We start from the raw sequence: 22,063 nt of genomic DNA, 5'->3' as shown, positions 1-22,063 counted from the left end.
GACGCTCCTCGCGTTGACGATCGGGGGGGGTCGCCGGGGTCGGACGCCGATGGGTCAGCGGTCGTCGTCGTGGATGGACGACGCATGGCGGCAGAGCGGCCGCACGACGATGTCCATGTAGGGAAAGAGGGGCAGCGTCGTCAGCGTGTCGTGCAGGGCGGCGTTGTCGGCGACGTCGAACACGCTGACGTTGGCGTAGCGCCCGGCGATGCGCCACAGATGGCGCCAGGCGCCCGAGCGCTGCAGGCCCTGGGCGATCTCCTTCTCGCGCGCCTTGAGGGCGTCGGATTGCGCGGGCGGCATGTCGTGCGGCAGGCGCACGGTCATCTCGACATGGAACAGCATGGTCCGGGTCCTCGGGGTTTCAGGCGGTGACGGCGACCGGCCTGGAGGCGCGGTCGCGGCGATAGAAAGCGAGCTTGTCGAGGTCGAGCTGCACGCCCAGGCCGGGCATCTGCGGCAGCTGCAGCTCGAAGTCGCGGTACTCGGGACGGGCAACGACCACGTCGTCCTCGAGCAGCAGCGGACCGAACAGCTCCGTGCCCCAGGCCAGCGTCGGGCAGGCGGCGAAGACGTGGGCGGCGGCGATGCTGCCGACGGTGCCCTCCAGCAGGGTGCCGCCGTAGATCCCGACGCCGGCGGCGTCGGCCACGGCGGCGGCGCGCAGGGTCGGCCACAGGCCGCCGGCCTGCGAGATCTTGAGCGCGTAGACGTCGGCGGCGGCATCGGCGGCGAGGTCGAAGGCGTCGATCGCGTCGTGCACCGCCTCGTCGGCCATGAGGGCGACGTCGAAGCGCGCCGTCAGACGCTGCAGGGCGCGGCGGTTGCGGCGCGCCACCGGCTGCTCGATCAGGCCGACGCCGATGGCCTCGAGCGCGGCGATGCCCTTGACCGCCGTCGGCTCGTCCCAGGCCTGGTTGACGTCCACCGTCAGCATCACGTCGTCGCCCAGGCCGCGGCGGATGGCCTGCACGTGGGCGATGTCCTCGGCCAGCGGATGGCTGCCGATCTTGAGCTTGAAGACCTTGTGGCGGCGCGCCTCGATCAGGGCCAGGGCCTCGTCGACGTCGCGCGTGGCGTCGCCGCTGGCCAGCGTCCACAGCACCGGCAGCGCGTCGCGCCCCGCGCCGCCGAGCAGGGCGTGCACCGGCAGGCCCACGCGCTGGCCCTGGGCGTCGAGCAGCGCGGTCTCGATGGCCGACTTGGCGAACGAGTTGCCCTGGATGCTGCCGGCCAGGCGGCGCATGGCCAGGCCGACGCGCGTCGCGTCCTGGCCCGCCAGCAGGGGCGCCGCGTAGGTGTCGATGGCGCTCTTGATGCCCTCGGGGCTCTGTTCGCCGTAGGCCAGGCCGCCGATGGTGGTGGCTTCGCCGATGCCGACGACGCCGTCGCTGCAGGCCAGGCGCACGATCACCAGCGTCTGGCGCATCAGGGTGGTCATGGCCAGCTTGTGGGCACGGATCGTGGGCAGGTCCACCACGATGGCTTCGATGCTCTGGATGAGGGGGCTCGTGTTCATGGCCCTGATCTTCGGATTCGCGCGCCGCCGGGTCCAATATCGAATGGGTCCGACAAAATACCTTCAAGGTATAGTGCTTCAGGGTTTCCACCATGAACTTCGAACTCCGCCACCTGCGCTACTTCTGCGCCGTGGCGCGCGAACTGAGCTTCAGCCGCGCCGCCGAACAGCTGCACATCGCCCAGCCACCGTTGAGCCGGCAGATCCGCGCGCTGGAGGACGAACTCGGCGCGGTGCTGATCGACCGCAGCGCGCGGCCGCTCAGGCTCACGCCGGCCGGCCGCTTCTTCCAGGTGCAGGCGCAGCAGATGCTCGACCGCATGGGCGAGATCGCGCAGGCCACGGCGCGCATCGCCGGCGGCGGCCGGACCTGGTACGGCCTGGGCTTCGTGCCCTCGACGCTGTACGGCGCCCTGCCCGAGGTCATCCGGCGCTTCCGCGAGGCACAGCCCACGGTGGAGCTGGGCCTGTTCGAGATGACGACCATCGAGCAGATCGAGGCCCTCAAGGCCGGCCGCATCGACATCGGCTTTGGCCGCCTGCGCATCGAGGACGACGGCATCGCCGGCGAGAAGGTGCGCGACGAGCCGGTGGTCGCGGCGCTGCCGGTCAAGCACCGGCTGCTGGCGCACAGGCAGCTCACGCTGGCCAAGCTGGCCGCCGAGCCGCTGATCCTGTACCCGGCCAAGCCCCGGCCCAGCTATGCCGACCAGGTGCTGGAGATCTTCCATTCGCGCGGCCTCAAGCCCGTCATCGCGCTCGAGACCAACGAGGTGCAGACCGCCATCGGGCTGGTGGTGGCGGGGCTGGGGTATGCGCTGGTGCCGGGTTCGGTGCAGGCGCTGGACCGCGCCGGCGTGGTCTATGCGTCCCTGAGCGATGCGGACGTGACGACGCCGATCATCATGAACCGCCGCCGGGACGACGATTCGGAGCTGACCGGCTTCATCCGCGTCATCGTCGGGGCGCTGCCGACGACGACGTCGGGCAGATCACGAGACGCCGCCACCCGGTGATCAGGCGAGATCGCGGGCGACGGCGTCCTCGCTCCACCGGATGCCGGCACCGGGCTCGACTCGACACCGTGGCACGGCCCTCCGAGAACGCGGGCGGCCGCCCGAGGATCGGCCCGGCCGGGTCCATGCGCTCGAGTCGGGCGGCGTGTCGCGGACGTCGACGCAGCGCTCGATGCCGCTCGAGGGCATCGACTGGCGCATGCCCGTTCGCACCTGGCAGCCTGGGATGGTGGTGTGGCACGGAGATTCGTTTCTCGAGCGGCCTGGCGGCTCGATCGGCACGCGGGTACTCAGCGCCACGGCCCCGGGCCGGTGTGACGTCGAGCGCGACGACGCCTGGAGCAGCCCTGGAGGCTGGGACCGGGCGTGGAAGGAGGAGAGAAGGTCGACCGGGAGCCGGCTCAGGGCAGGCGCAGCACCACGCGCACCGAGCCGTCCTGGGGCTCGCGCGTGAGGTAGCCGATGGCCGTGGGGTCGGCGCGCAGGCGCTGGACCACCGCGAGGTCGTCCTCGACGGTGCGCGGCGGCTGCACCTGGCCGGTGAAGTGCAGCCGGGCCCAGTAGCTGTTGATGCGGGCGATGTCCATGCCGGTGAGCGCGAGGTAGAAGTCCGCCCGCGCCGCGCCGTCGTGCTGCTGGTCGATCGGCGTGGCGGCCTCGCCGCCGGGCAGCGTGCGGGTGCGGCCCGTGTAGAGCGCCAGCACGTCCTTCTGCGCCAGGGCGCGCACCGGGCTCTGGGCCGAGACGACCACGTAGAGGGCATCGGCCGCCAGCGCCGCGTCCGGCGACCAGGCCAGTGCCAGCGACAGGGCCGTCACGCCTCGGATGCAGCGGGAAAGGACGCCGTTCATCATTGCCCCCACACGAAGTCGACCAGCACCGACACCAGCGTGCCGCGGCCACCGCGGTCGTCGGCGAAGCGCCAGCCGGCCGCCCCGTTGCGTCGCACGTCGAAGCGATCGACCTGCAGTTTCAACGCGGCGTTGGGCATGAAGTCCCAGCGCAGCCCGGCGCCGACCGTGCGCTGGTCGTAGCGGTAGTTGTCGCCGGCCAGGGCGGCGAGGCCGACCAGCGACTGGGCCTCCTGAGCCCCTTCGGAGCCCAGCACCGGCGCGAGCGCGCCGGCCACGTCGGGTGCGGCGAAGACCGCCTTGTCGGGCCGGACCCGACCGACGACGCCGTAGTAGGTGAACGAACCGAGCCGGTAGCCGGCACTGACGTAGGCGCGCAGTGCATTCAGCGGACTGCGTGGCACCCTCAGCCGGCTGCCCTCGGCGGTGAAGGTCCAGGGTCCGGTGTCGTACTGCGCCGCCAGGGCCCAGTAGCTGGCCGATCCGCCCGTCCACAGGTTCTGGCCGAGCCGGTCGAGCGAACCGGCGAGGCCCGGCACGGGCAGCTGACTCAGCTGGGCCAGGCCGTCGCGCAGCTGGGCCGCATCGGCACCGGTATCGACCTGGAACCGGCTGCGCAGATAGCTGGCCTTGAGCAACAGACCGCCCTCCTCGCGCGACAGGCTCATCGCCAGGGCGTCGTTGCCCTTGACCTTCAGGCGCCGGCCCTCGACATCGGTGATGCCGGTGCGCACCGACCCGCCCGTGAGCCGGGCGCGCCAGGTCGAGTCGTCGCCGTACCAATGCTGCGCCAGATCAACGCCATCGATCGACACCAGCGGCGCGAAGCCATAGAAGTCGACGGGCGGCCGCGCCCATGGCAGGGCGAACCCGACATTGCGGCTGTCGGCGAACAGGAAGATGTCCGGACTGGTGCGGCCGATGCGCACCCGGGTGTCCGGCCGGGGCCGATAGCCGATGTAGGCCCACTCGACGCTTTCGGCGATCGGTGTGCCGGACGGCCTGGACAGCAGCACGCCCTGGGCGGCCGCTTCCCATCGGGTGCCGGGATTCCAGTTCATTTGCAGTCCGAGCCGCGAGTCCGGCGTGGCGCTCAGGCGCGAACTCGCGCCGAGCTGGGTGCTGTTGCGCACGAAGCCCCAGTCGTTGCCGCCCGACTGTCTCACGACGCCCAACGTGCCGAAGCCGCTCAGCCTCCAGGGCGACTCCGAAGCAGCCGGCACCGGCGGCGACGTCTGGGCGTCCACGGGAAGCGTCGTCGCTGCCATCGCCACTGCCGCCACGGGCAGCCGGGCAAACGACGGCCAGGACCGCAGCGAGCGCAACACGCGCGAAGGAAGTGACCGTGAGGAATGCATGTCGATTGGGAAATTCGCGCGCGCGCAATACCTTCACTTATCGACCGCTCACTCACAAGGTTGAGAACAAATCATCCATCCGGTGCGAAGCAACGCCTTCGGGACGAGGCGCGCCGAGCCGGGTGCTCGCCAGGGGCGATCGATCCGCGCCGAGGCGTCGCGGAACCGTCGCGAGGGCCCTCCACGCCGACGGCCGTCGTGCGCGCGCGGGATCGCCCGGGATCTGCCGCACCTGGGCGGCGGCGTCAGCCGATGCCGGCCAGCACCTCGTCCAGCCGCGCCACCAGCAGGTCGGCATGTTCGCGCCGGAACACCAGCGGCGGCCGGATCTTCAGCACGTGGGCGTCCGGCCCGGTCGCGCTCAGCAGCACCTGGCGCCGTCGCAGACCGTTGACGACGCGCGCCGCCTGCGCGGTCGCCGGCGCGCGCGTGGCGCGGTCGGTCACCAGTTCCAGCCCGACGAACAGGCCGGCGCCGCGCACCTCGCCCACCAGCGCGTGACGCCCGGCCAGCGCGGCCAGGCGTTCGCGCAGGTAGCGCCCCACCTCCAGCGCGTTGCGCTGCAACCCCTCGTCCTCGATGACGTCGAGCACGGCCGATGCCGCGGCCATCGAGACGGGATTGCCGCCGAAGGTGTTGAAGTAGCGGCTGGTCTGTCCGAAGGCCCGCATGACCTCCGGCCGCACCGCGAGGCCGGCCACCGGGTGGCCGTTGCCCATCGGCTTGCCCAGGGTCGCGATGTCCGGCACGACGCCGTGGCGCTGGAAGCCCCAGAAGGCCTCGCCGGTGCGGCCGAAGCCGGGCTGCACCTCGTCGGCGATGAAGACGCCGCCCGCCTCGCGGATCGCCGCCACGGCCTCGGCCAGGAAGCCGGGCGGTCCGGTGAACACGCCGTCGCTGGAGAACACCGTGTCGACCAGCAGCGCCGCCGGCTTCAGGCCGTGCGCGCGCAGGTCGGCGACGGCCGCGCGCACGCCGTCGGCGAAGCGCCGTCCGGTGTCGATGTCGCCGCCCGCGGGCGCGTCGACCAGGCGGACGTGGTCGCCGATGCGCACGTACGCGCCCAGCGACGGCGACGCGCAGGCCAACGCCGACGTGACGCCGTGGTAGGCCCAGCGCGTGACGACGAGGCCCGTGCCGCCGGTGTGGGCGCCGGCGATGCGCAGCGCCAGGTCGTTGGCCTCGCTGCCGGTGCATGTGAAGGTCGCGTGGCCGAGTTCAGACGGCATGGTGGCCAGCAGTCGCTCGGCATAGTCGAGGATGCCGTCGTGCAGGTAGCGCGTGTGGGTGTTGAGCACGGCGGCCTGGCGCGCGATGGCTTCCACCACGCGCGGCTGCGCGTGGCCGACGCACGCGACGTTGTTGTAGGCGTCCAGCCAGGGCGTGCCGGCGGCGTCGTAGAGCCACACGCCCTCCCCGCGCACGGGATGGAAGGGCTCGTCGTAGAACAGGCGGTAGGCCGGGCCCAGCAGGCGGGCGCGGCGCGCGACGAGGTCGGCATCGGTCATGGCGTCAGCCATGGAGCGGCTCCGTGACGCGGCAGGCGGCGTGGATCGCCGCCGCCACCCGGTCGGGCGTCAGGTCGGCGCAGGCCGCGAGGCGGGCCCACGAGACGGCGTTGTTGCGCAGCAGGTAGTCCGCGTTGCCGGGCTGGCGCGCCGCGCGCCAGCCGCTGATCGCCACCACCATGGCCAGCCGGGCGCGCACCAGGCCCGGCAACAGGCGCATCTCCGCGCCGGTCAGCGGCGAGACCGCGTGGTAGTCGGCCGCGAAGCGCGCGAGGGTCGCGAGCGCGCCCTCCTCCTCGTCGATCTGGTAGGACGCGGCCACGGCCAGGTCGTCCACCAGCGGCGCGTGCACCATGTCCCCGAAATCCAGGATGCCGGCGACCCGCGATGGCTCCGCCGGATCGACCAGCAGGTTGGAGAGGTTGAAGTCGTTGTGGATCGGCTGGCGACGCAGCGCGGCCAGCGAGGGCTTGACGCCGTATTCGAAGTCGTCGAGCGCGGTCTCGGCCAGCGCGCGGCGCACCGGATCGGCGATGTGGACCAGCAGCGGCCGCACGCGATCGGCGCGCTGGACGTCCCAGGGCAGCTCGCGTTCGCCGGCCGGATGGTCGAAGCCGGACAGGGCGAGGTCGAGCCGGGCCAGCAGGCGCGCCGTGCTGCCGCGCTGGGCGGCCGAGCGCGGCGCCCGCGGCATCGGCAGGCCTTCGAGGTAGCTGAACAGGCGCGCGACGCGCGGCCGGCCCTCGGCGTCGGTCACGATCGAGGAGACCGCGCCGTCGACATCCGGCAGCAGGCGCTGCACCGGCAGTCCGGGGTCGCTGCGCGCAACGTGCAGCAGGGCCTGGGTCTGGAAGTTGGCGACCACCGGGTCCTCGTCCGGGTGGGAGAGCTTGAGCATGCGGCGCGTGCCGCCGTCCTCGCCCGTCAGCAGGAAGTTGGCGTCGCGCTCGCCGGTCAATGGCTCGATGCGGCCATGCAGGCCGTAGCGCCGTCGCGCCAGGTCGGCCGCCCAGGCGGTGGCGACCGGCGCCGGCGCGGCGGTGAGCACGGCGGCCTCGGGCAGCGCCGCGCGGATGGCGGCGTCGAACTCGGATTCGTCCGGCCCGGCGCTCATGCCGCCGCCTCGAAGCCGCGCAACGCGCTCGCCAGGTTCGGCCCCAGGTCGTCGGAGAGGTAGCCGCCCTCCTGCACCAGCACCGTCGGCAGGCCCAGCCGGGCGATCTCGCCGAGGACGCGGGCGAAGCCCGGCGTGCTCACCGCCAGCATCCGGTAGGGATCGTTCTCGTGCGCGTCCAGCCCCAGGGCCACCACCAGCGCGCCGGGCGCGAAGGCGCGGATCGTGTCGTGCGCGGTCGCCAGCGCGGCCAGGAAGCCCTCGTCCCCGGTGCCGCGCGGCAACGGCAGGTTCAGGTTGTAGCCCAGCCCCTCGCCCTCGCCGATCTCGTGGGCGTGGCCGGTGAAGAAGGGCGTGCAGACGTGCGGATCGGCGTGCAGCGAGACCGTCAGCACGTCCTTGCGGCGCCAGAAGATGCCCTGCGTGCCGTTGCCGTGGTGCACGTCGATGTCCAGGATCGCCACCCGGTCGTGGCGCTGCCGCAGCTGCTGCGCCGCGATGGCGGCGTTGTTGAGGTAGGTGAAGCCGTTGGCCCGGTCGGCGTAGGCGTGGTGGCCGGGCGGGCGGCACAGCGCGTAGGCGGCGCGTTCGCCGTCGAGCACGGCCCGCGCCGCGTGCGTGGCGACGTGGGCCGACCACGTCGCCGCCTCCCAGGTGTGGCGGCCGATCGAGCACGCCATGTCGCCCATGTGCCAGCCGGCCTGGCCGACCAGGCTGTCGGGGTAGGTGCAGGGCTGGTCCGGGAACGGATGCACGTTGGGCATGACCTCCTCGGAGGCGCCCTCCAGTTCCTGCCAGCGCTCCCAGGCCGTCTCCAGGAAGCGCAGGTAGCGCGGCGTGTGGATGGCCGCGCGCGGGCCGGGGCCGTGGTCGTCCGGCGCCACGACCGCGTGGCCCAGGGCGCGGGCGGCGTCGAGCAGCCGCGTGGCGCGCTCGGGCTGCTCGTTGCTGCGCTTCATGCGCCCGCGCACGATGAACTGCTGCGGGTCGTGGCCGGTGTGCCGGTCGCTGTAGATGACTTGCATGGTGGAGGTGGGTGGGGACGGAAAGGATGGGATCGGCCGCCGGTGACGCGAGGGTGCCGGGGTGCCGCGTCAGGGCACCCGCGGAACCGGCTTCGCCGGGCCGCCGGGTGCGCCCCCCTCGCGCAGCGGAGGGGGGTTGGCGGAGCGCGCGGCGCGCAGCCTGGGAGGTGTCGTGAACAATCCACAGGCGTGGGCCTTGGCGTCCTCCAGGTGGAAGCGCAGGGCGTCGCGCACCGCGTCGACGTCGCGCCGGGCCAGCGCGTGGGCGATGGGGCGGTGCGTCTCGGCCAGGGCCCGGAGGTCGCCGTAGCTGTCCTCGCTCAGGGCCAGGAACATGCGCACCTCGGTCTGCATGTTGTCGAACAGGCGGTGCAGGTAGTGGTTGCCCGACAGCTCGCTGATCGTGAAGTGGAAGTCCAGGTCCAGCGCCACGCGCTCGGCCGTGGGCAGGGTCTCGGCGCGCGCCACCATGTCGTCGACGCGCGCGTCCAGCGCCGCGAGCTCGGCGTCGCCGGCGTGGGCGCAGGCCAGGCCGGCGCCCAGCAGCTCGAGCTGGATGCGCACGTCGTAGAGGTCCTCGACCTGGCGCGCCGACACCGTGCGCACCGCGAAGCCGTGGCGCGGCCGCGAGACCAGCAGTCCCAGGCTCTCCAGGCGGCGCGCGGCCTCGCGCACCGGAGCGCGGCTCACGCCCATCTGGCGCGCCAGCTCGGCCTCGACGATGCGCTCGCCGGGCGCGATGCGGCCCGACAGGATGGCCTGCTGCAGCTGGGCCTCGACGACGCCGACCAGGTCGGGCACCTGGATGGATGAGAAGGCCGGCGCGGGAGCGGGCGCGGCGGCGGCGCGGAAGGGGGGCATGGTCGTGGTCCTCGATGTCTCGTGAAGTTCGGTTTCCATCATGCCGCCCGCCGCGCGCGGGCGAGGTACGCGCCGGCGACGGCGATGAGCGCCATGCCGGCCAGCGCGGGACCGTCGGGCGGCCGCTGGAACCACAGGGTGCTGATCAGCACCGCCAGCAGCAGCTGCACGTAGTTCAGCGGCGCCAGCGTGGCCGCCGCGACGCGCCGGAACGCGGCCAGCAGCAGCAGCTGGGCGCCGCCGCTCAGGGCGCCGCCGGCGATCATCAGGGCGCCCTCCGATCGGGAAGGCAGCACGACGTGCGGCGCGAACAGCAGCGGCAGCCCCGTGATGACCAGGCAGGCGAGCGCCATGTAGGCGAACTGCACCGGCGCCGGCACCAGGCCCGACAGCCGGCGCGTGAGCAGCTGGAAGAGCGCGTAGCACACCGCCGCGACCGCCATCAGCAGGGTGCCGGCCAGCGGCAGCTCGCCGCCGGGGCGCACGATGCACAGCATGCCGGCGAAGCCCGCCAGCACCGCGAGCCATTGCGCGCGACCCACGCGCTCGCCCAGCAGCCGGGGCGACAGCGCCACCATGAACAGCGGCGCCGTGAAGTAGATCGCCGTGGCCTCGGCCAGCGGCATGGTGACCAGCGCGGTCATGAAGCAGGTCGCCACCACCGCCAGCGCCACGCTGCGCAGCACCAGCAGGCGCCGATGCGGCTGGCGCCACAGGCGCAGGTCGCCGTGGCGCAGCAGCAATGCCAGGGCCAGCGCCGCGATGGCGAGGTAGCGGCCGACGTTGACCACCGCCGGCGGATGGCTCGCCACCATGTGCTTGGCGAAGGCGTCGTAGGCGGCGAACAGCACCAGCGCGCACAGGAACAGCGCGATCCCGCCGGCCGTGCCGGCCGGACGCGGCGCGGTGCCCGCCGTGGCGCGCGCGACGCTCATGCGGCCTGCGCGAGCATGGCGCCCAGCAGCACGTCGGCGCCCTCCCGCAGGTGGCGCGGGTCGGCGTCCTCGGCCTCGTTGTGGCTGATGCCGTCCTTGCAGGGCACGAAGATCATCGCCGTGGGCACGGTGCGCGCGAGGTAGACGGCGTCGTGGCCGGCGCCGGTGACGATGTCGCGGTGGCTGCTGCCGCGCGCGGCGGCCTCGGCGCGCACGCACCCGACCAGCGCCGCATCGAAGGGCGTGGGCTCGAAGCGCTGGACGTCGGTGATCGCGACCGCCACCGGCACGCCCGTGGTCTCGCCGGCGGAAAGCGCCTCGGCGGCGGCGCGGAAGCGCGCCTCCATCGCGTCGAGCCGCCCCGCGTCCTCGTGCCGCATGTCGACGCTGAAGTCGACCCGCCCCGGGATCACGTTGCGCGAGGCCGGGTGCACGGTCACCACGCCGACCGTGCCGCGTCCGAGCGGCGCGAAGGCCGGGTCGTTCGCGATGTCCACCACCGCCTGCATCAGGTGCGTGGCGGCATAAAGGGCGTCGCGGCGCAGCGCCATCGGCGTCGGGCCGGCGTGGGCCTCCATGCCGGTCACGCGCACGTCGTACCAGCGCAGGCCGAGCGAGCCGGTCACCACGCCGACGGTCGTGTGCTCGGCCTCCAGGATCGGGCCCTGCTCGATGTGCGCCTCCAGGTAGCAGGCCGGGCGCACGGTGCCGACGGGCGTCGCGCCGGCATAGCCGATGGCGGCGAGCTCGTCGCGCACCGCGAGGCCGTCGACGTCGGTCGCCGCCAGCGCCGTCTCCAGCGGGAACACGCCGCAGTGCACGCCCGAGCCCATCATCACCGGCACGAAGCGCGTGCCCTCCTCGTTGGTCCAGATCGCCAGGGCCAGCGGCGCCTCGGTGACGATGCCGCGATCGTTCAGGGTGCGCATGACCTCCAGCCCGGCCAGCACGCCGTAGCAGCCGTCGAAGCGGCCGCCGGTGGGCTGGGTGTCGAGGTGGCTGCCGGTCATGACTGGGCGGCGCGTGGCGTCGCGGCCGGCGCGGATGCCGAAGACGTTGCCGATCGCGTCGACCGTGATCGCCAGGCCCGCCTCGCGCATCCAGCCGACCACGAGGTCGCGGCCCTGGCCATCGAGCGCGCTCAGGGCCAGGCGGCGGCTGCCGCCCTTGGGCGTGGCGCCGACGCGGGCCAGGTCCATCAGGCTGCGCCAGAGGCGCTCGCCGTCCACCGACACGGCCGATGTCGCCGATGTCGCCGATGTCGCCGATGCGGTCGTCGTCATGCCCGCAGTCCTTCCAGGAAGGCGTCCAGCGCGGCGCCGATGGCCTCGACCATGTAGCCGCCCTCCTGCACCACCACCGTGGGCAGGCCCAGCGAACGCACGCGCTCGCCGGCCAAGCGGAAGGCCGCCATGTCGAACTTCAGCACGCTGATCGGGTCGTCCCGGTAGGTGTCGAAGCCCAGCGGCAGCACCAGGGCCTCCGGCCGGAAGCGCTCGATGGCGGCCATGGCCTTGTCCAATGCCCGCGCGAACGCGTCGTCGCCGCTGCCGTGGGCCAGCGGCAAGTTGAGGTTGCAGCCTTCGCCGGCCCCGGCGCCGCGCTCGTGGTCGTAGCCGGTGTACCAGGGGTAGTAGCCGGCCGGGTCGGCGTGGATGGAGACGGTCAACACGTCATCGCGCTCGTAGAAGATCTGCTGCGTGCCGTCGCCGTGGTGGGCGTCGATGTCCAGCACCGCCACGCGCGCGTGCTTCTCGCGCAGCGTGACGGCGGCGATGGCGCTGTTGTTGACGTAGCAGAAGCCCGCCGCCCGGGCACGCTGGGCGTGGTGGCCGGAGGGCCGGCACAGCGCGTAGGCGATGCCGTCGTCGCCGTCGCGCACCGTCTCGGCCGCCGCCAGCGCGGCGTGGGCGGAACGCAGCACCGAGCGCCAGGTGGCCGGCCCGATCGGGCAGGACAGGTCGCCGACGTACCAGCCGGTCTGCGCCAGCACCGACGGCGACGGGCAGGCGCCGACGCGCGGGCCGTGCGGCGACATGTTGGGCAGCACCTCGATGCCCGGCTCCAGGCCGAAGCTGCGGATCTCCCGCCAGCGCGCGTAGGCGGTCTCCAGGTAGTCGAGGTAGTCGGTGGCGTGGACCTTTTCCAGCGCGGCGCGGCCGGCCTCGGGCGGCACGGCGACCGTGATGCCGCGCGCGGCCAGCGTGCCCATCAGGGCCTGCGCCCGCGTGGGCAGGTCGGCGGGCTTGCAGATGCGGCCCACGCGCATGTACTGCTGCGGATCGTGCAGCAGCTGGTCGTCGGAGAAGAAGGCTTTCATGGTCAACCCTTGCGTTCGGTGTCGAAGCGGTCCATGGCGCGTGCCAAGCGGGCGAACAGGTCGTCGAGCTCGGCGGCGGTGATGATCAGCGGCGGGCACAGGCCGATGCTGTCGCCCATGGCGCGCACGATCAGGCCCTCCTCCAGCGCCAGCTGGGCGAAGCGCTGGCCGGCCTTGTCGGCGGCGGCGAAGGGCGTGCGCGCGGCCTTGTCGGCCATCAGCTCCATGGCGCCGATCAGGCCGACGCCGCGCACGTGGCCGACCCAGGGCCGCTCGGCGAATTCGCGCAGGCGCGCCTGGAAGGTCGGCGCCAACTCGCGCACGTGGTCGAGGACGTGCTCGTCCTCGTAGACGCGCAGCACCTCCAGCGCGACGGCGCAGGCCACCGGGTGGCCCGAGTAGGTGTAGCCGTGGCCGAAGCCGCCGAGCTTGCCGCTGTGCGCGGCGATGGCGGCGTGGACCCGGTCGTTGACCATCACGGCCGAGATCGGCACGTAGCCCGACGAGAGCGCCTTGGCGCAGGTCAGGATGTCCGGCCGGATGCCGAAGGTGGTCGAGCCGAACATCTCGCCGGTGCGGCCGAAGCCGCAGATCACCTCGTCGGCGATCATCAGCACGCCGTACCTGCGCAGCACCGCCTGCACCTTCTCGAAGTAGCCCGCCGGCGGCACCAGCACGCCGCCGGCGCCCATCACCGGCTCGGCGATGAAGGCGGCCACGGTCTCCGGGCCCTCGGCCAGGATGCGCTCCTCCACCTGCGCGGCCAGGCGCGAGGCGAAGTCCTCCTCGGTCTCGCCGGGCCGGCCGTGGCGGTAGTGGTGCGGGCAGTCGACGTGCAGGAAGCGCTCGATCGGCAGGTCGAAGTCGCGGTGGTTGCCCTCCAGCCCGCCCAGGCTGGCGGCGGCCACCGTCACGCCGTGGTAGGCGTTGCGCCGGGCGATGATCTTCTTGCGCAGTGGCTGGCCGATGGCGTTGTGGTAGTACCAGACCATCTTCACCGCGCTGTCGTTGGCCTCCGAGCCGGAGTTGGCGAAGAACACGCGCGCCATGGGCACCGGCGCCAGCGCCAGCAGGCGTTCGGCCAGATCGGCCACGGCGACGTTGGTGCGCTGGTTGAACGTGTGGTAGTACGGCAGGGTCCTCAGCGCCTTCGCGCCGGCCTCGGCCAGGCGGGCGTTGGAGAAGCCCAGGGACGCGCACCACAGGCCCGACATGCCCTCGACGTAGCGGTTGCCCCGGTCGTCGACGACGTGGATGCCGTCGCCCTCGACGATCACCAGCGGCGGCGTGTGGGGCAGCGCGGCCAGGTTGGTGTAGGAATGCAGGTGGGTGGCGACGTCCTTGTCGCCGGTGCTGCGGTGTGCTGCGATCGTCATCGGGGAATCCTCTCTTCGTTCGTTCGGTCGTTCGTGGGGCGTCAGGCCATCGGCTGCGTCAGGTGCGCGTGGGTCTGCCGCGCGATGGCCTCGGGCCGGGTGCGCGTGGCGACGTGCGGCGTGACGGTGATGCGCGGGTGACGCCAGAACGGGTGGTCCGGCGGCAGCGGTTCCTGGACGAACGCATCCAGCACGGCCGAGGCGATGTGGCCGTCGTCGAGCGCGGCGAGCAGGTCGGCCTCCACCAGGTGCGCGCCGCGGCCGACGTTGACCAGCCGGGCGCCGCGCGGCAGCTGCGCGAACAGCGCCGCGTCGAGCACGCCGCGCGTGACGTCGGTCAGGGGCAGCAGGCAGACCAGCGTGTCGCAGCCGGCCAGGAAGTCGGCTCGCGCGACGTCGCCGTGGAAGGCCTCGACGCCCTCGGGCAGGTCGGCCTTGGGGCTGCGGCTCCAGCCGCGCACGGCATAGCCGATGCCCGCGAGCGCGCGTGCCACGGACGTGCCGAGCACGCCCAGCCCGGCGATGCCCACGCGGTGCATGCGCGGCGGCACGATGGGCGACTCCTCCCAGGCGGCGCGGCGCTGGCTCGCCAGATAGCCCGCCATGTGGCGCTGGCCGTGCACCACGGCCCAGGCCACGTAGGCGTTCATGCCGGCGGCCATGTCGGGGTCGACGATGCGATGCACCGGCACGCCCGGCGGCAGCGCCGGGTCGCGCGTGATGTGGTCGGTGCCGGCGCCGACGGACTGGATCAATCGCAGGCGCGGCATCCGCGCGAGCAGGCCCGGCGGCGGCGACCAGCAGACCACGGCGTCGATCGCGTCGAGCGCGTCCAGCGCCTGCACCTCGGTGTCGATGCGGTGCAGCGTCGCGTCGGGAAAACGCTCCTGGAACGCCGGCAGCAGGTAGTCCAGGGCGATCTGGTCGGAGACCAGGGCGATGTGGAGCGTCATGCGGCCAGCGCCTCCGGCCGCGCGGCGGCCGACAGCCGGGGCTGGGCCTCGATCAGCGTACGGGTGTAGGCGTGGCGGGGATCGGCCAGGACCTTGGCGGTCTCGCCGTACTCGACGATCTCGCCGCGCTGCATCACGGCGATGTGGTCGCACATCTCGCCGGCCACGCGCAGGTCGTGGGTGATGAAGACCATCGCCAGCCGGAAGCGCTCGCGCACCTCGGCGAAGAGCGCCAGCACCTGGGCCTGCACCGACACGTCCAATGCCGACACCGGCTCGTCGGCCACCAGCAGCGCGGGTCGCATGGCCAGCGCGCGGGCGATGCCGATGCGCTGGCGCTGGCCGCCGGAGAACTCGTGCGGGAAGCGGTCCGCCGCCTCCGGCCCCAGGCCCACCAGCTGCAGCAGCTCCAGGGCGCGCGCCATGGCCTCGGCCTTCGGCAGCCCCTGCGCGATGGGCCCGGCGGCGATCGTCGGCCCGACGCGGTGGCGCGGGTTGAGCGAGGCGTAGGGGTCCTGGAACACCATCTGGATGCGGCCCTGCGCCTGCGCCCGGAACTGCGCGCCCGGTTGCAGCGCGCGGCCCTCGAACAGCACGCGACCCTCGTCGAAGGGCGCGAGGCCGACGATGCAGCGCCCCACGGTCGACTTGCCCGAGCCGGACTCGCCGACCAGACCCAGCGTCTCGCCGCGGCGCAGGTCGAAGCTCAGGCCCTTGGCGGCCTCGACGCGGCGGCCCTTCCTGAACAGGGTGCCGCCGGTGACGTAGGTCTTCCTCAGGTCCTGCACCTGCAGCACGCGGTCGACCGGCCGCTCGGCCGCCGGCGCGCGGACCCGGCCGTCCGGGATGGCGGCGATCAGCTTGCGCGTGTAGGCGTGCTGCGGCCGCGCCAGCACGGCGGCGGCGGGGCCGGCCTCGACCACCTGGCCGGTCTGCATCACCACCACCTGGTCGGCGATCTCGGCGACGACGCCGAAGTCGTGCGTGATGAACAGCACGGCCGTGCCCTTGCGCCGCTGCAGGTCGCGGATGAGCGCGAGGATCTGCGCCTGCGTCGTCACGTCCAGCGCGGTCGTCGGCTCGTCGCAGATCAGCAGGGCCGGCTCCAGCGCCAGGGCGCAGGCGATCACCACGCGCTGGCGCTGGCCGCCCGACAGGCGGAACGGGTAGCTGTCGATCAGCACCTCCGGCTCGGGCAGGCCGACGTCGGCCAGCGCGGCCAGGATGCGCCCGCGCTTCTCGGCCGCCGGCAGGTCGACGTGGGCGTCGAACACCTCGGCGATCTGCTCGCCGATGCGCATGACCGGGTTGAGCGCGGACATCGGCTCCTGGAACACCATGCCGATGCGCCGGCCGCGCAGGGTGCGCAACTGCGTCTCGCTCAGCTGCAGCAGGTCCTGGCCGTCGAACACGATGCGCCCGGCCACAGGTTCCACGTGCGGTCGGGGCAGCAGGCCCATGATGGCGTTGGCGATCATCGACTTGCCCGAGCCGGACTCGCCGACCACGCACAGCGTCTGGCCGGCCATGAGCCGCAGCGACGCGCCGCGCACGGCGAGCGCGCGGTCGCCGCCGGCGGGCAGGCGGATGTCGAGGTCCTGGACGTCCAGCACCGGCGCGGGGATGGCGTCCATCGTCATTTGCCTTTCCCGTCGGCGCGGGCGTTGAGTCCGTCGTTGAGGCCTTCGCCCACCAGGTTGAGCGCCAGCACCGTCATCAGGATGGCCACGCCCGGGAACACCGCCATCCACCAGGCCTGGCGCAGCACCGTGCGGGCCGAGCCGACCATGTAGCCCCAGCTCATGCGGTTGGGATCGCCCAGCCCGAGGAAGCTCAGGCTCGACTCCAGCAGGATCGCCGTGGCGATCATCAGCGAGGCCATCACCACGATCGGCGATGCGGCGTTGGGCAGGATCTGCGTCAGGATGATGCGCGGCGTCGACTGCCCGGCGAGCTGGGCGGCGGCGACGAAGTCGCGCTGGCGCAGAGTCAGGAACTCGCTGCGCACCAGGCGCGCCACCGGCGGCCACGACACCACCGCGATGGCCGCGACGATCGACTGCACCGACGGCTCGAAGATCGCCACCAGCACGATCGCCAGCGCGAAGCTCGGGATGGCCTGGAACAGCTCGGTGAAGCGCATCAGGGTGGCGTCGATCCAGCCGCCGAAGTAGCCGGCGACGGCGCCGACGCCGACGCCGATGAACAGCGACACCACGGTGGAGACCACGCCGATGAGCAGCGACACGCGCGCCCCCGCCACGATGCCCGAGAGGATGTCGCGGCCCATGGTGTCGGTACCCAGCGGCATGCCCGGCTCGGCCAGGGGCGCCGCGAACGGCATGCCGGCCATGTCCCAGGGTTCGTACTGCGCCACCAGCGGACCGAGCGCGGTGACCAGCGCCACCAGCGCCAGCACCACCAGACCGAAGACGGCGCCCTTGTTGCGGCGGAAGCGCCGCCAGAAGCTGCTTTTCATGGGGAGGGTTCCTCGAGGCCGCTCAGGCCAGTTCGATGCGCGGATCGACCAGCGTGTAGACGAAGTCGGTGATCAGGTTGAACAGCACCGCCATGGCCGCGGTGAACAGGAAGCAGCCCAGCAGCAGGTTGTAGTCGCGCTGGAGCAGCGCGTCGAACATCAGCCGGCCGATGCCGGGCCAGGCGAACACGGTCTCGGTCAGCACGGCGCCGCCGATCATTCCGCCGGCCTGGATGCCCGCGAGCGTGACCACCGGCAGCAGGGCGTTGCGCAGGACGTGGCGGCGCTGGATGCGCCCGGGCGCCACGCCCTTGGCGCGCGCGGTCTTCACGAAGTCCATCTGCGCGACCTCCAGCATGGCCGCGCGGGTCATGCGCGCGTAGACGGCCATGTAGAACAGCGCCAGCGTCGCGGCCGGCAGGATCAGGTGGCGGCCGATGTCCAGCGCCTTGTCCAGCCCGCGCAGGTCGGCGCCGACGGTGAAGAAGCCGAAGGCCGGCAGCAGGTCCATCTGCACCGTGAAGACCAGCACCGCCATCATGGCCAGCCAGTAGAGCGGCGTGGCGTAGAACACCAGCGCGACCACGGTGATGGCGCTGTCGATCCACTTGCCGGCGTGGCGGCTGGCCAGCGCGCCCAGGCCGATGCCCATGGCCAGCGACAGCACGAAGGCCGTGCCCGTGAGCAGCAGCGTCGCGGGCAGCCGCTCCAGGATCAGCGCGGCGACCGACTGCTGCTGGCGGTAGGAGAAGCCCAGGTCCAGCTGCAGCACGCGGCCGAGGTAGCTCGCGAGCTGGTTGGGCAGCGGCTGGTCGAGGCCGAACTGCTGGCGCAGCTGGGCCACGAACTGCGGATCGCTCGCGCCGGCCTCGCCCGCCATGATCGACACCGGATCGCCCGGTGCCGCGCGCACCAGCATGAAGTTGACGGTCGCGATCAGCAGCAGCGCCAGCAGGCCCTGGAGCAGTCGCACCGACATGAATTGGAGTCGCTTCATGGCCCGGCCGTCACGCGAGCTTGACCCGGCCCAGGCTGTCGTTCAGGCCGATGCCCGAGCTCACGACGTTCTGGATGCGCGCGCGGTAGAGCGTGGGGAAGTTGATCTCGTGCAGCCAGGCCACCGGCACCTCGTCGACCAGGATCTTCTGCACTTCGAGGTAGATGGCGCGGCGCTTGGCCGGGTCGCCCTCGCGCGCGCCGGCGGCGAACAGCTCGTCGACCTTCGGATTCACGTAGCCGGCGACGTTGTTGAACGGCGAGCCCTTGGCGATGTTGGTGCTGGTGTAGTTGCGGCCCACGCCCAGGGCCGGGTCGCCGTACTGGTAGACGTAGGTGAAGGCGAGGTCGAAGTCCCACTCGTTGCAGCGCTGGTTCCAGCCGGCGACGTCGGTGGCGACGGTCTCGATCTTGATGCCGGCCTGCGTCAGGTTCTGGCGCACGATCTCGGCCTGGCGCTGCCACGACTCGCCGTAGGGCAGCGGCAGCAGGCGCAGGGTCTCGCCCTTGTAGCCCGACTCGGCCAGCAGCTTCTTCGCCTTGGCGAGGTCGCGCGGGTACTTGGCCACGTCGTCGCTGGCGAAGGCGATGTGGCTGTTGAACGGGCCGGTGGCCGGCTTGGCGAAGCCGTACCAGGCGATCTTGGCCATGGCCTCGCGGTCGATGGCGCTCCACACGGCCTGGCGGAACTTGACGTTGTTCATCGGCGCGGTGCGGTTGTTCATCCACAGCCAGCTGTGCGGCGCGAAGAACTCCCAGCCCTTGGTCGTGACGGCGGCGCCCGGCAGCTTGGACAGCCGGCCGACGTCGAAGTACTCGACCGTGCCGCCCGGGGCGATGTCGACCTTGCCCGACTCGAAGGCGGCGGCGCGCGCGGCGGCGTCGGGGATGACGTGGAAGTACACGCTCTCCACGCCGACGGCACCGCTCTGGTGGTAGGCCTCGTTGGCCACCAGCTGGACGTAGGAGCCCTTGACCCATTCCTTGAACTTCAGCGGGCCGGTGCCGATGGGCGTGGCGTTGGCCGGGTTGGTCAGGAAGTCGGTGCCCTCGTAGACGTGCTTCGGGATCATCGGCATGGTGCCGTTCTCGAAAATGCCCAGGAACGGACCGAAGGGCAGCTTGAGCCTGAACTCCACCGTCAGCGGGTCCAGCGCCTTGATCGACTCGACGTGCTCCAGGCTGGAGCGGAAGCGCGCGTGCGTCTTGCGCAGGAAGACGTCGCAGGAGAACACCACGTCGGCCGACGTGAAGGGCTTGCCGTCGTGCCACTTGACGTTCGGCTTGAGCTTGAAGACGTACGTCCTGCTGTCGGGGCTGACGGTCCACGACGTGGCCAGCTGCGGCTGCGGCGCGAGCTTCTCGTCGTAGCGCAGCAGGCCCTCGTAGATGTTGCCGGAGATCAGCTGCGTCGGGCCGTTCTGGACGATGCCCATCATCAGGCCCGGCGGCTCGGGCTGGACCAGCACGTTGACCACGCCCTTCTTCGCCTGGGCCAGCCCCCGCAGGGGCACCCCCGCGATGGACAGGCCGAGGGCGGCGGAGCTGGCTTGGAGCAGATGGCGGCGTTGCATCGTGGCGGTCCTTGGAGTGAGGGAGGTCGTGAGGGAGGGAAGGAGGAAATCGAATGGCGGCGCGGCTCAGTCGCGGTACGAGGCGCGCGTCGGCGGCTCCAGCCGCTGCAGCAGCGAGCGCCACTCGCGGGCGTACGGGTCGGTCGGCGCGGCGGCCAGCCGGTTGGTGTCGCCGCTCTCGTACTGGCGCGCGGTGAGTTCGCACACCGCCTCGGGCACCGGGTTGACGGCCCGGCCGGTGCCCTGGATGGCGACCTGCACGCGGCAGGCGCGCTCCAGGTTGTGCATCAGCACGAAGGCCTCGGCCACGCTGCGGCCCAGGGTGACCAGGCCGTGGTTGCGCAGGATCAGCGCGCGCGAGGTCGGTCCCAGGTCGGCCACCAGGCGAACGCGCTCCTCGTGGTCGAGCGCGATGCCCTCGAAGGCGTGGTAGGTCACGCGGCGGTGGAACTGCAGCGCCCACTGGTTGCACGGCTGCAGGCCCTCGGCCAGCGAGGACACCGCCACGCCGGCGACGGTGTGCGTGTGCAGCACGCACACGGCGTCGTGGCGCGCCGCGTGCACGGCGCTGTGGATGGTGAAGCCGGCCGGGTTGACGTCGTGGTCGCTGGGTTCCACCAGCCGGCCGTCGAGATCGATCTTGACCAGCGACGAGGCCGTGATGTCCCGGAACAGCATGCCGAACGGATTGATGAGGAACTGGTCCTCGGTGCCCGGCACGCGCGCCGAGATGTGCGTGTAGATGCTGTCGTCCATGCCGTAGAGGGCCACCAGGCGGTAGGCGGCGGCGAGGTCCTCGCGCATGCGGCGTTCGGCGGTCGACCCGGGCGTTCGGACGTCGACCGAGGCGTCCCTGGCAATGCGGTGCTGCGATGTGTCCACGTGATCTCCAATGACTTGAACGTCGACCAGATCAGGACACTTTGAATACTGTCATCTGTCGACAGTGTGCATTTAGCAAGTCACGTGCCAGCACGGCGAGGACGAAAATCGGTGCCGGAGCTGCGACCGGGGCCGCGCGTGCACCAGGAAGCGGCGACCGGCGACGCGCTCCCCACGATCGCGCGCCCTGGCCGGTGCCTGCGGCGAGCCGGCGTCCGTCGGCGGCGTCGCCGTGCGCCCGCGCCGTCTCCGGGCGATCGGCTGCCGATGCGCAGCCCTGGATCTGCGAACCTCGGCCGTCGGACGATCCAGGCTCAGTCGATCGTGATCTTTCCGGCCTCGATGACCTTCTTCCAGCGGGCGAACTCCTGTTGCTGGAAGGCCGCGAACTGGGCCGGCGTGTTGGCCACGACCTCCAGGCCGATGTCCGTGAACTGCTTGCGGATGGCGGGGTCCTTCAACGCGGCCGTCATCGTCTCGTGGGCCTTGTCGCGGACGTCCGCCGGCAGTCCCTTGGGCGCCACGATGGCCTGCCACGAGTACACATCCACGCCCTTGACACCGGCCTCGGCCATGGTCGGCACGTCGGGCAGCACGGGAGAGCGCTTGTCGCCGGTCACCGCCAGCGCCTTGAGCTTGCCGGCCCGGATGTTCTGCACGACCGCGTTCACGTTCTGGAAGGACCCCTCGACCTGGCCGCCGAGCAGGTCCGTGATGGCCGGCGCCCCGCCCTTGTAGGGGACGTGCAGCCCCGTGGTGCCGGTCTGCTGCCAGAACAGCTCGGCGGTCAGGTGGTCGCTCGAACCGTTGCCCGACGAGGCGAAGGTCATCTTGCCGGGGTTCTTCTTCTCGTGGGCGATCACGTCGGCCACCGAGTGGTGCGGGGAGTTCGCCGGCACGACGAGCACGTTGGGCGCCTGCACGGCCACGGTGATGGTGTCGAAGTCCTTGAGGGCGTCGTACTGCAGGCCCTTGATCAGGTGCGGGGCGATGACCAGCGGTCCCAGCGAGGTCACCAGGAAGGTGGCGCCGTCGGGAGCCGCGCGCTTGACCTGCGTGGCGCCGATGGTCCCCGTCGCTCCGGCCTTGTTGTCGACCAGGAAGGGCTGGCCCAGGGTGTTGGTCAGCTTCGGACCGATGGCCCGGGCCACGCTGTCGGTGGAGCCGCCGGCGGGAAAGGGCACCACCAGGGTCACCGGTTTCGAGGGCCAGGCCTGCGCGTACGCGCTCGCCGCAGCGGCGGTGCCCAAGACCAGGATGCCGAGGAATCGTTTCATGCAATTGCTCCGTGAGTTC

The 22,063-nt window shown here is 72.2% G+C and carries 20 protein-coding genes; 1 reads left to right on the top strand and 19 read right to left on the bottom strand.

What is annotated here, in order from left to right:
• Window positions 1–54: 54 nt before the first annotated feature.
• Complete coding sequence (gene catC / locus ABID77_RS16300) at window positions 55–345, bottom strand: muconolactone Delta-isomerase (RefSeq protein ID WP_429598022.1); 291 nt, start codon at window positions 343–345, stop codon at window positions 55–57.
• A gap of 19 nt (window positions 346–364) precedes the next feature.
• On the bottom strand, window positions 365–1,519 hold the full coding sequence (locus ABID77_RS16295) for a muconate/chloromuconate family cycloisomerase (RefSeq protein ID WP_429598020.1): 1,155 nt from the start codon (window positions 1,517–1,519) through the stop codon (window positions 365–367).
• A gap of 92 nt (window positions 1,520–1,611) precedes the next feature.
• Between ABID77_RS16295 and ABID77_RS16290 the strand changes: the two genes are divergently transcribed.
• The gene (locus ABID77_RS16290; RefSeq protein WP_429598018.1) at window positions 1,612–2,535 is read left to right on the top strand and encodes a LysR family transcriptional regulator; all 924 of its coding nucleotides are present in this window, start codon (window positions 1,612–1,614) and stop codon (window positions 2,533–2,535) included.
• Between the two features lie 401 nt (window positions 2,536–2,936).
• Here ABID77_RS16290 and ABID77_RS16285 read toward each other — a convergent pair whose 3' ends face one another.
• The 17 genes from ABID77_RS16285 to ABID77_RS16205 form a co-directional block, all read right to left on the bottom strand.
• A complete protein-coding gene (locus ABID77_RS16285; RefSeq protein ID WP_429598016.1) occupies window positions 2,937–3,353 on the bottom strand; it encodes a hypothetical protein in 417 nt (138 codons plus the stop codon).
• A 32-nt stretch (window positions 3,354–3,385) separates the two neighbouring features.
• Window positions 3,386–4,654, bottom strand: a complete 1,269-nt coding sequence (locus tag ABID77_RS16280) for a porin (RefSeq protein WP_429598014.1) — start codon at window positions 4,652–4,654, stop codon at window positions 3,386–3,388.
• 335 nt (window positions 4,655–4,989) lie between these two features.
• Entirely contained in the window at window positions 4,990–6,264 is a 1,275-nt protein-coding gene (locus ABID77_RS16275; RefSeq protein ID WP_429598012.1) for an aspartate aminotransferase family protein, read from the bottom strand.
• Window positions 6,257–7,366, bottom strand: a complete 1,110-nt coding sequence (locus ABID77_RS16270) for a phosphotransferase (RefSeq protein ID WP_429598010.1) — start codon at window positions 7,364–7,366, stop codon at window positions 6,257–6,259. Before ABID77_RS16270 ends, ABID77_RS16275 begins: the two co-directional genes overlap by 8 nt.
• Entirely contained in the window at window positions 7,363–8,391 is a 1,029-nt protein-coding gene (locus ABID77_RS16265) for a histone deacetylase family protein (protein WP_429598008.1), read from the bottom strand. Before ABID77_RS16265 ends, ABID77_RS16270 begins: the two co-directional genes overlap by 4 nt.
• 69 nt (window positions 8,392–8,460) lie before the next feature.
• Window positions 8,461–9,252 (bottom strand): GntR family transcriptional regulator, encoded by a 792-nt coding sequence (locus ABID77_RS16260; RefSeq protein WP_429598006.1) that lies wholly within the window; start codon window positions 9,250–9,252, stop codon window positions 8,461–8,463.
• Window positions 9,253–9,290: 38 nt separating this feature from the next.
• Window positions 9,291–10,187, bottom strand: coding sequence for a DMT family transporter (locus ABID77_RS16255; protein WP_429598004.1), 897 nt, complete (start codon window positions 10,185–10,187; stop codon window positions 9,291–9,293).
• Entirely contained in the window at window positions 10,184–11,470 is a 1,287-nt protein-coding gene (locus ABID77_RS16250) for a Zn-dependent hydrolase (protein WP_429598002.1), read from the bottom strand. Before ABID77_RS16250 ends, ABID77_RS16255 begins: the two co-directional genes overlap by 4 nt.
• A complete protein-coding gene (locus tag ABID77_RS16245; RefSeq protein ID WP_429598000.1) occupies window positions 11,467–12,507 on the bottom strand; it encodes a histone deacetylase family protein in 1,041 nt (346 codons plus the stop codon). Before ABID77_RS16245 ends, ABID77_RS16250 begins: the two co-directional genes overlap by 4 nt.
• 2 nt (window positions 12,508–12,509) lie before the next feature.
• The gene (locus tag ABID77_RS16240) at window positions 12,510–13,883 is read right to left on the bottom strand and encodes an aminotransferase (protein WP_429597998.1); all 1,374 of its coding nucleotides are present in this window, start codon (window positions 13,881–13,883) and stop codon (window positions 12,510–12,512) included.
• A 41-nt stretch (window positions 13,884–13,924) separates the two neighbouring features.
• Window positions 13,925–14,836, bottom strand: coding sequence for a 2-hydroxyacid dehydrogenase (locus tag ABID77_RS16235; RefSeq protein WP_429597996.1), 912 nt, complete (start codon window positions 14,834–14,836; stop codon window positions 13,925–13,927).
• Window positions 14,833–16,470 carry an ABC transporter ATP-binding protein gene (locus tag ABID77_RS16230; RefSeq protein ID WP_429597994.1) on the bottom strand — a complete coding sequence of 546 codons (1,638 nt, stop codon included), beginning with the start codon at window positions 16,468–16,470 and terminating at the stop codon, window positions 14,833–14,835. Before ABID77_RS16230 ends, ABID77_RS16235 begins: the two co-directional genes overlap by 4 nt.
• A 2-nt stretch (window positions 16,471–16,472) precedes the next feature.
• On the bottom strand, window positions 16,473–17,315 hold the full coding sequence (locus ABID77_RS16225; RefSeq protein ID WP_429597992.1) for an ABC transporter permease: 843 nt from the start codon (window positions 17,313–17,315) through the stop codon (window positions 16,473–16,475).
• A gap of 22 nt (window positions 17,316–17,337) precedes the next feature.
• Window positions 17,338–18,312, bottom strand: a complete 975-nt coding sequence (locus tag ABID77_RS16220; RefSeq protein ID WP_429597990.1) for an ABC transporter permease — start codon at window positions 18,310–18,312, stop codon at window positions 17,338–17,340.
• A gap of 10 nt (window positions 18,313–18,322) precedes the next feature.
• Window positions 18,323–19,885, bottom strand: a complete 1,563-nt coding sequence (locus ABID77_RS16215) for an ABC transporter substrate-binding protein (RefSeq protein WP_429597988.1) — start codon at window positions 19,883–19,885, stop codon at window positions 18,323–18,325.
• A 66-nt stretch (window positions 19,886–19,951) separates the two neighbouring features.
• Window positions 19,952–20,746, bottom strand: a complete 795-nt coding sequence (locus tag ABID77_RS16210) for a class II aldolase/adducin family protein (RefSeq protein ID WP_429598299.1) — start codon at window positions 20,744–20,746, stop codon at window positions 19,952–19,954.
• A gap of 335 nt (window positions 20,747–21,081) precedes the next feature.
• Complete coding sequence (locus ABID77_RS16205) at window positions 21,082–22,044, bottom strand: Bug family tripartite tricarboxylate transporter substrate binding protein (protein ID WP_429597986.1); 963 nt, start codon at window positions 22,042–22,044, stop codon at window positions 21,082–21,084.
• Window positions 22,045–22,063: the final 19 nt, after the last annotated feature.

It is taken from the genome of Variovorax sp. PvP013 (assembly GCF_050435945.1).
Lineage (GTDB): Bacteria > Pseudomonadota > Gammaproteobacteria > Burkholderiales > Burkholderiaceae_C > Variovorax.
Note: the sequence above shows the minus strand (reverse complement) of the source record. Positions and strands in the feature narration are given on the sequence as shown.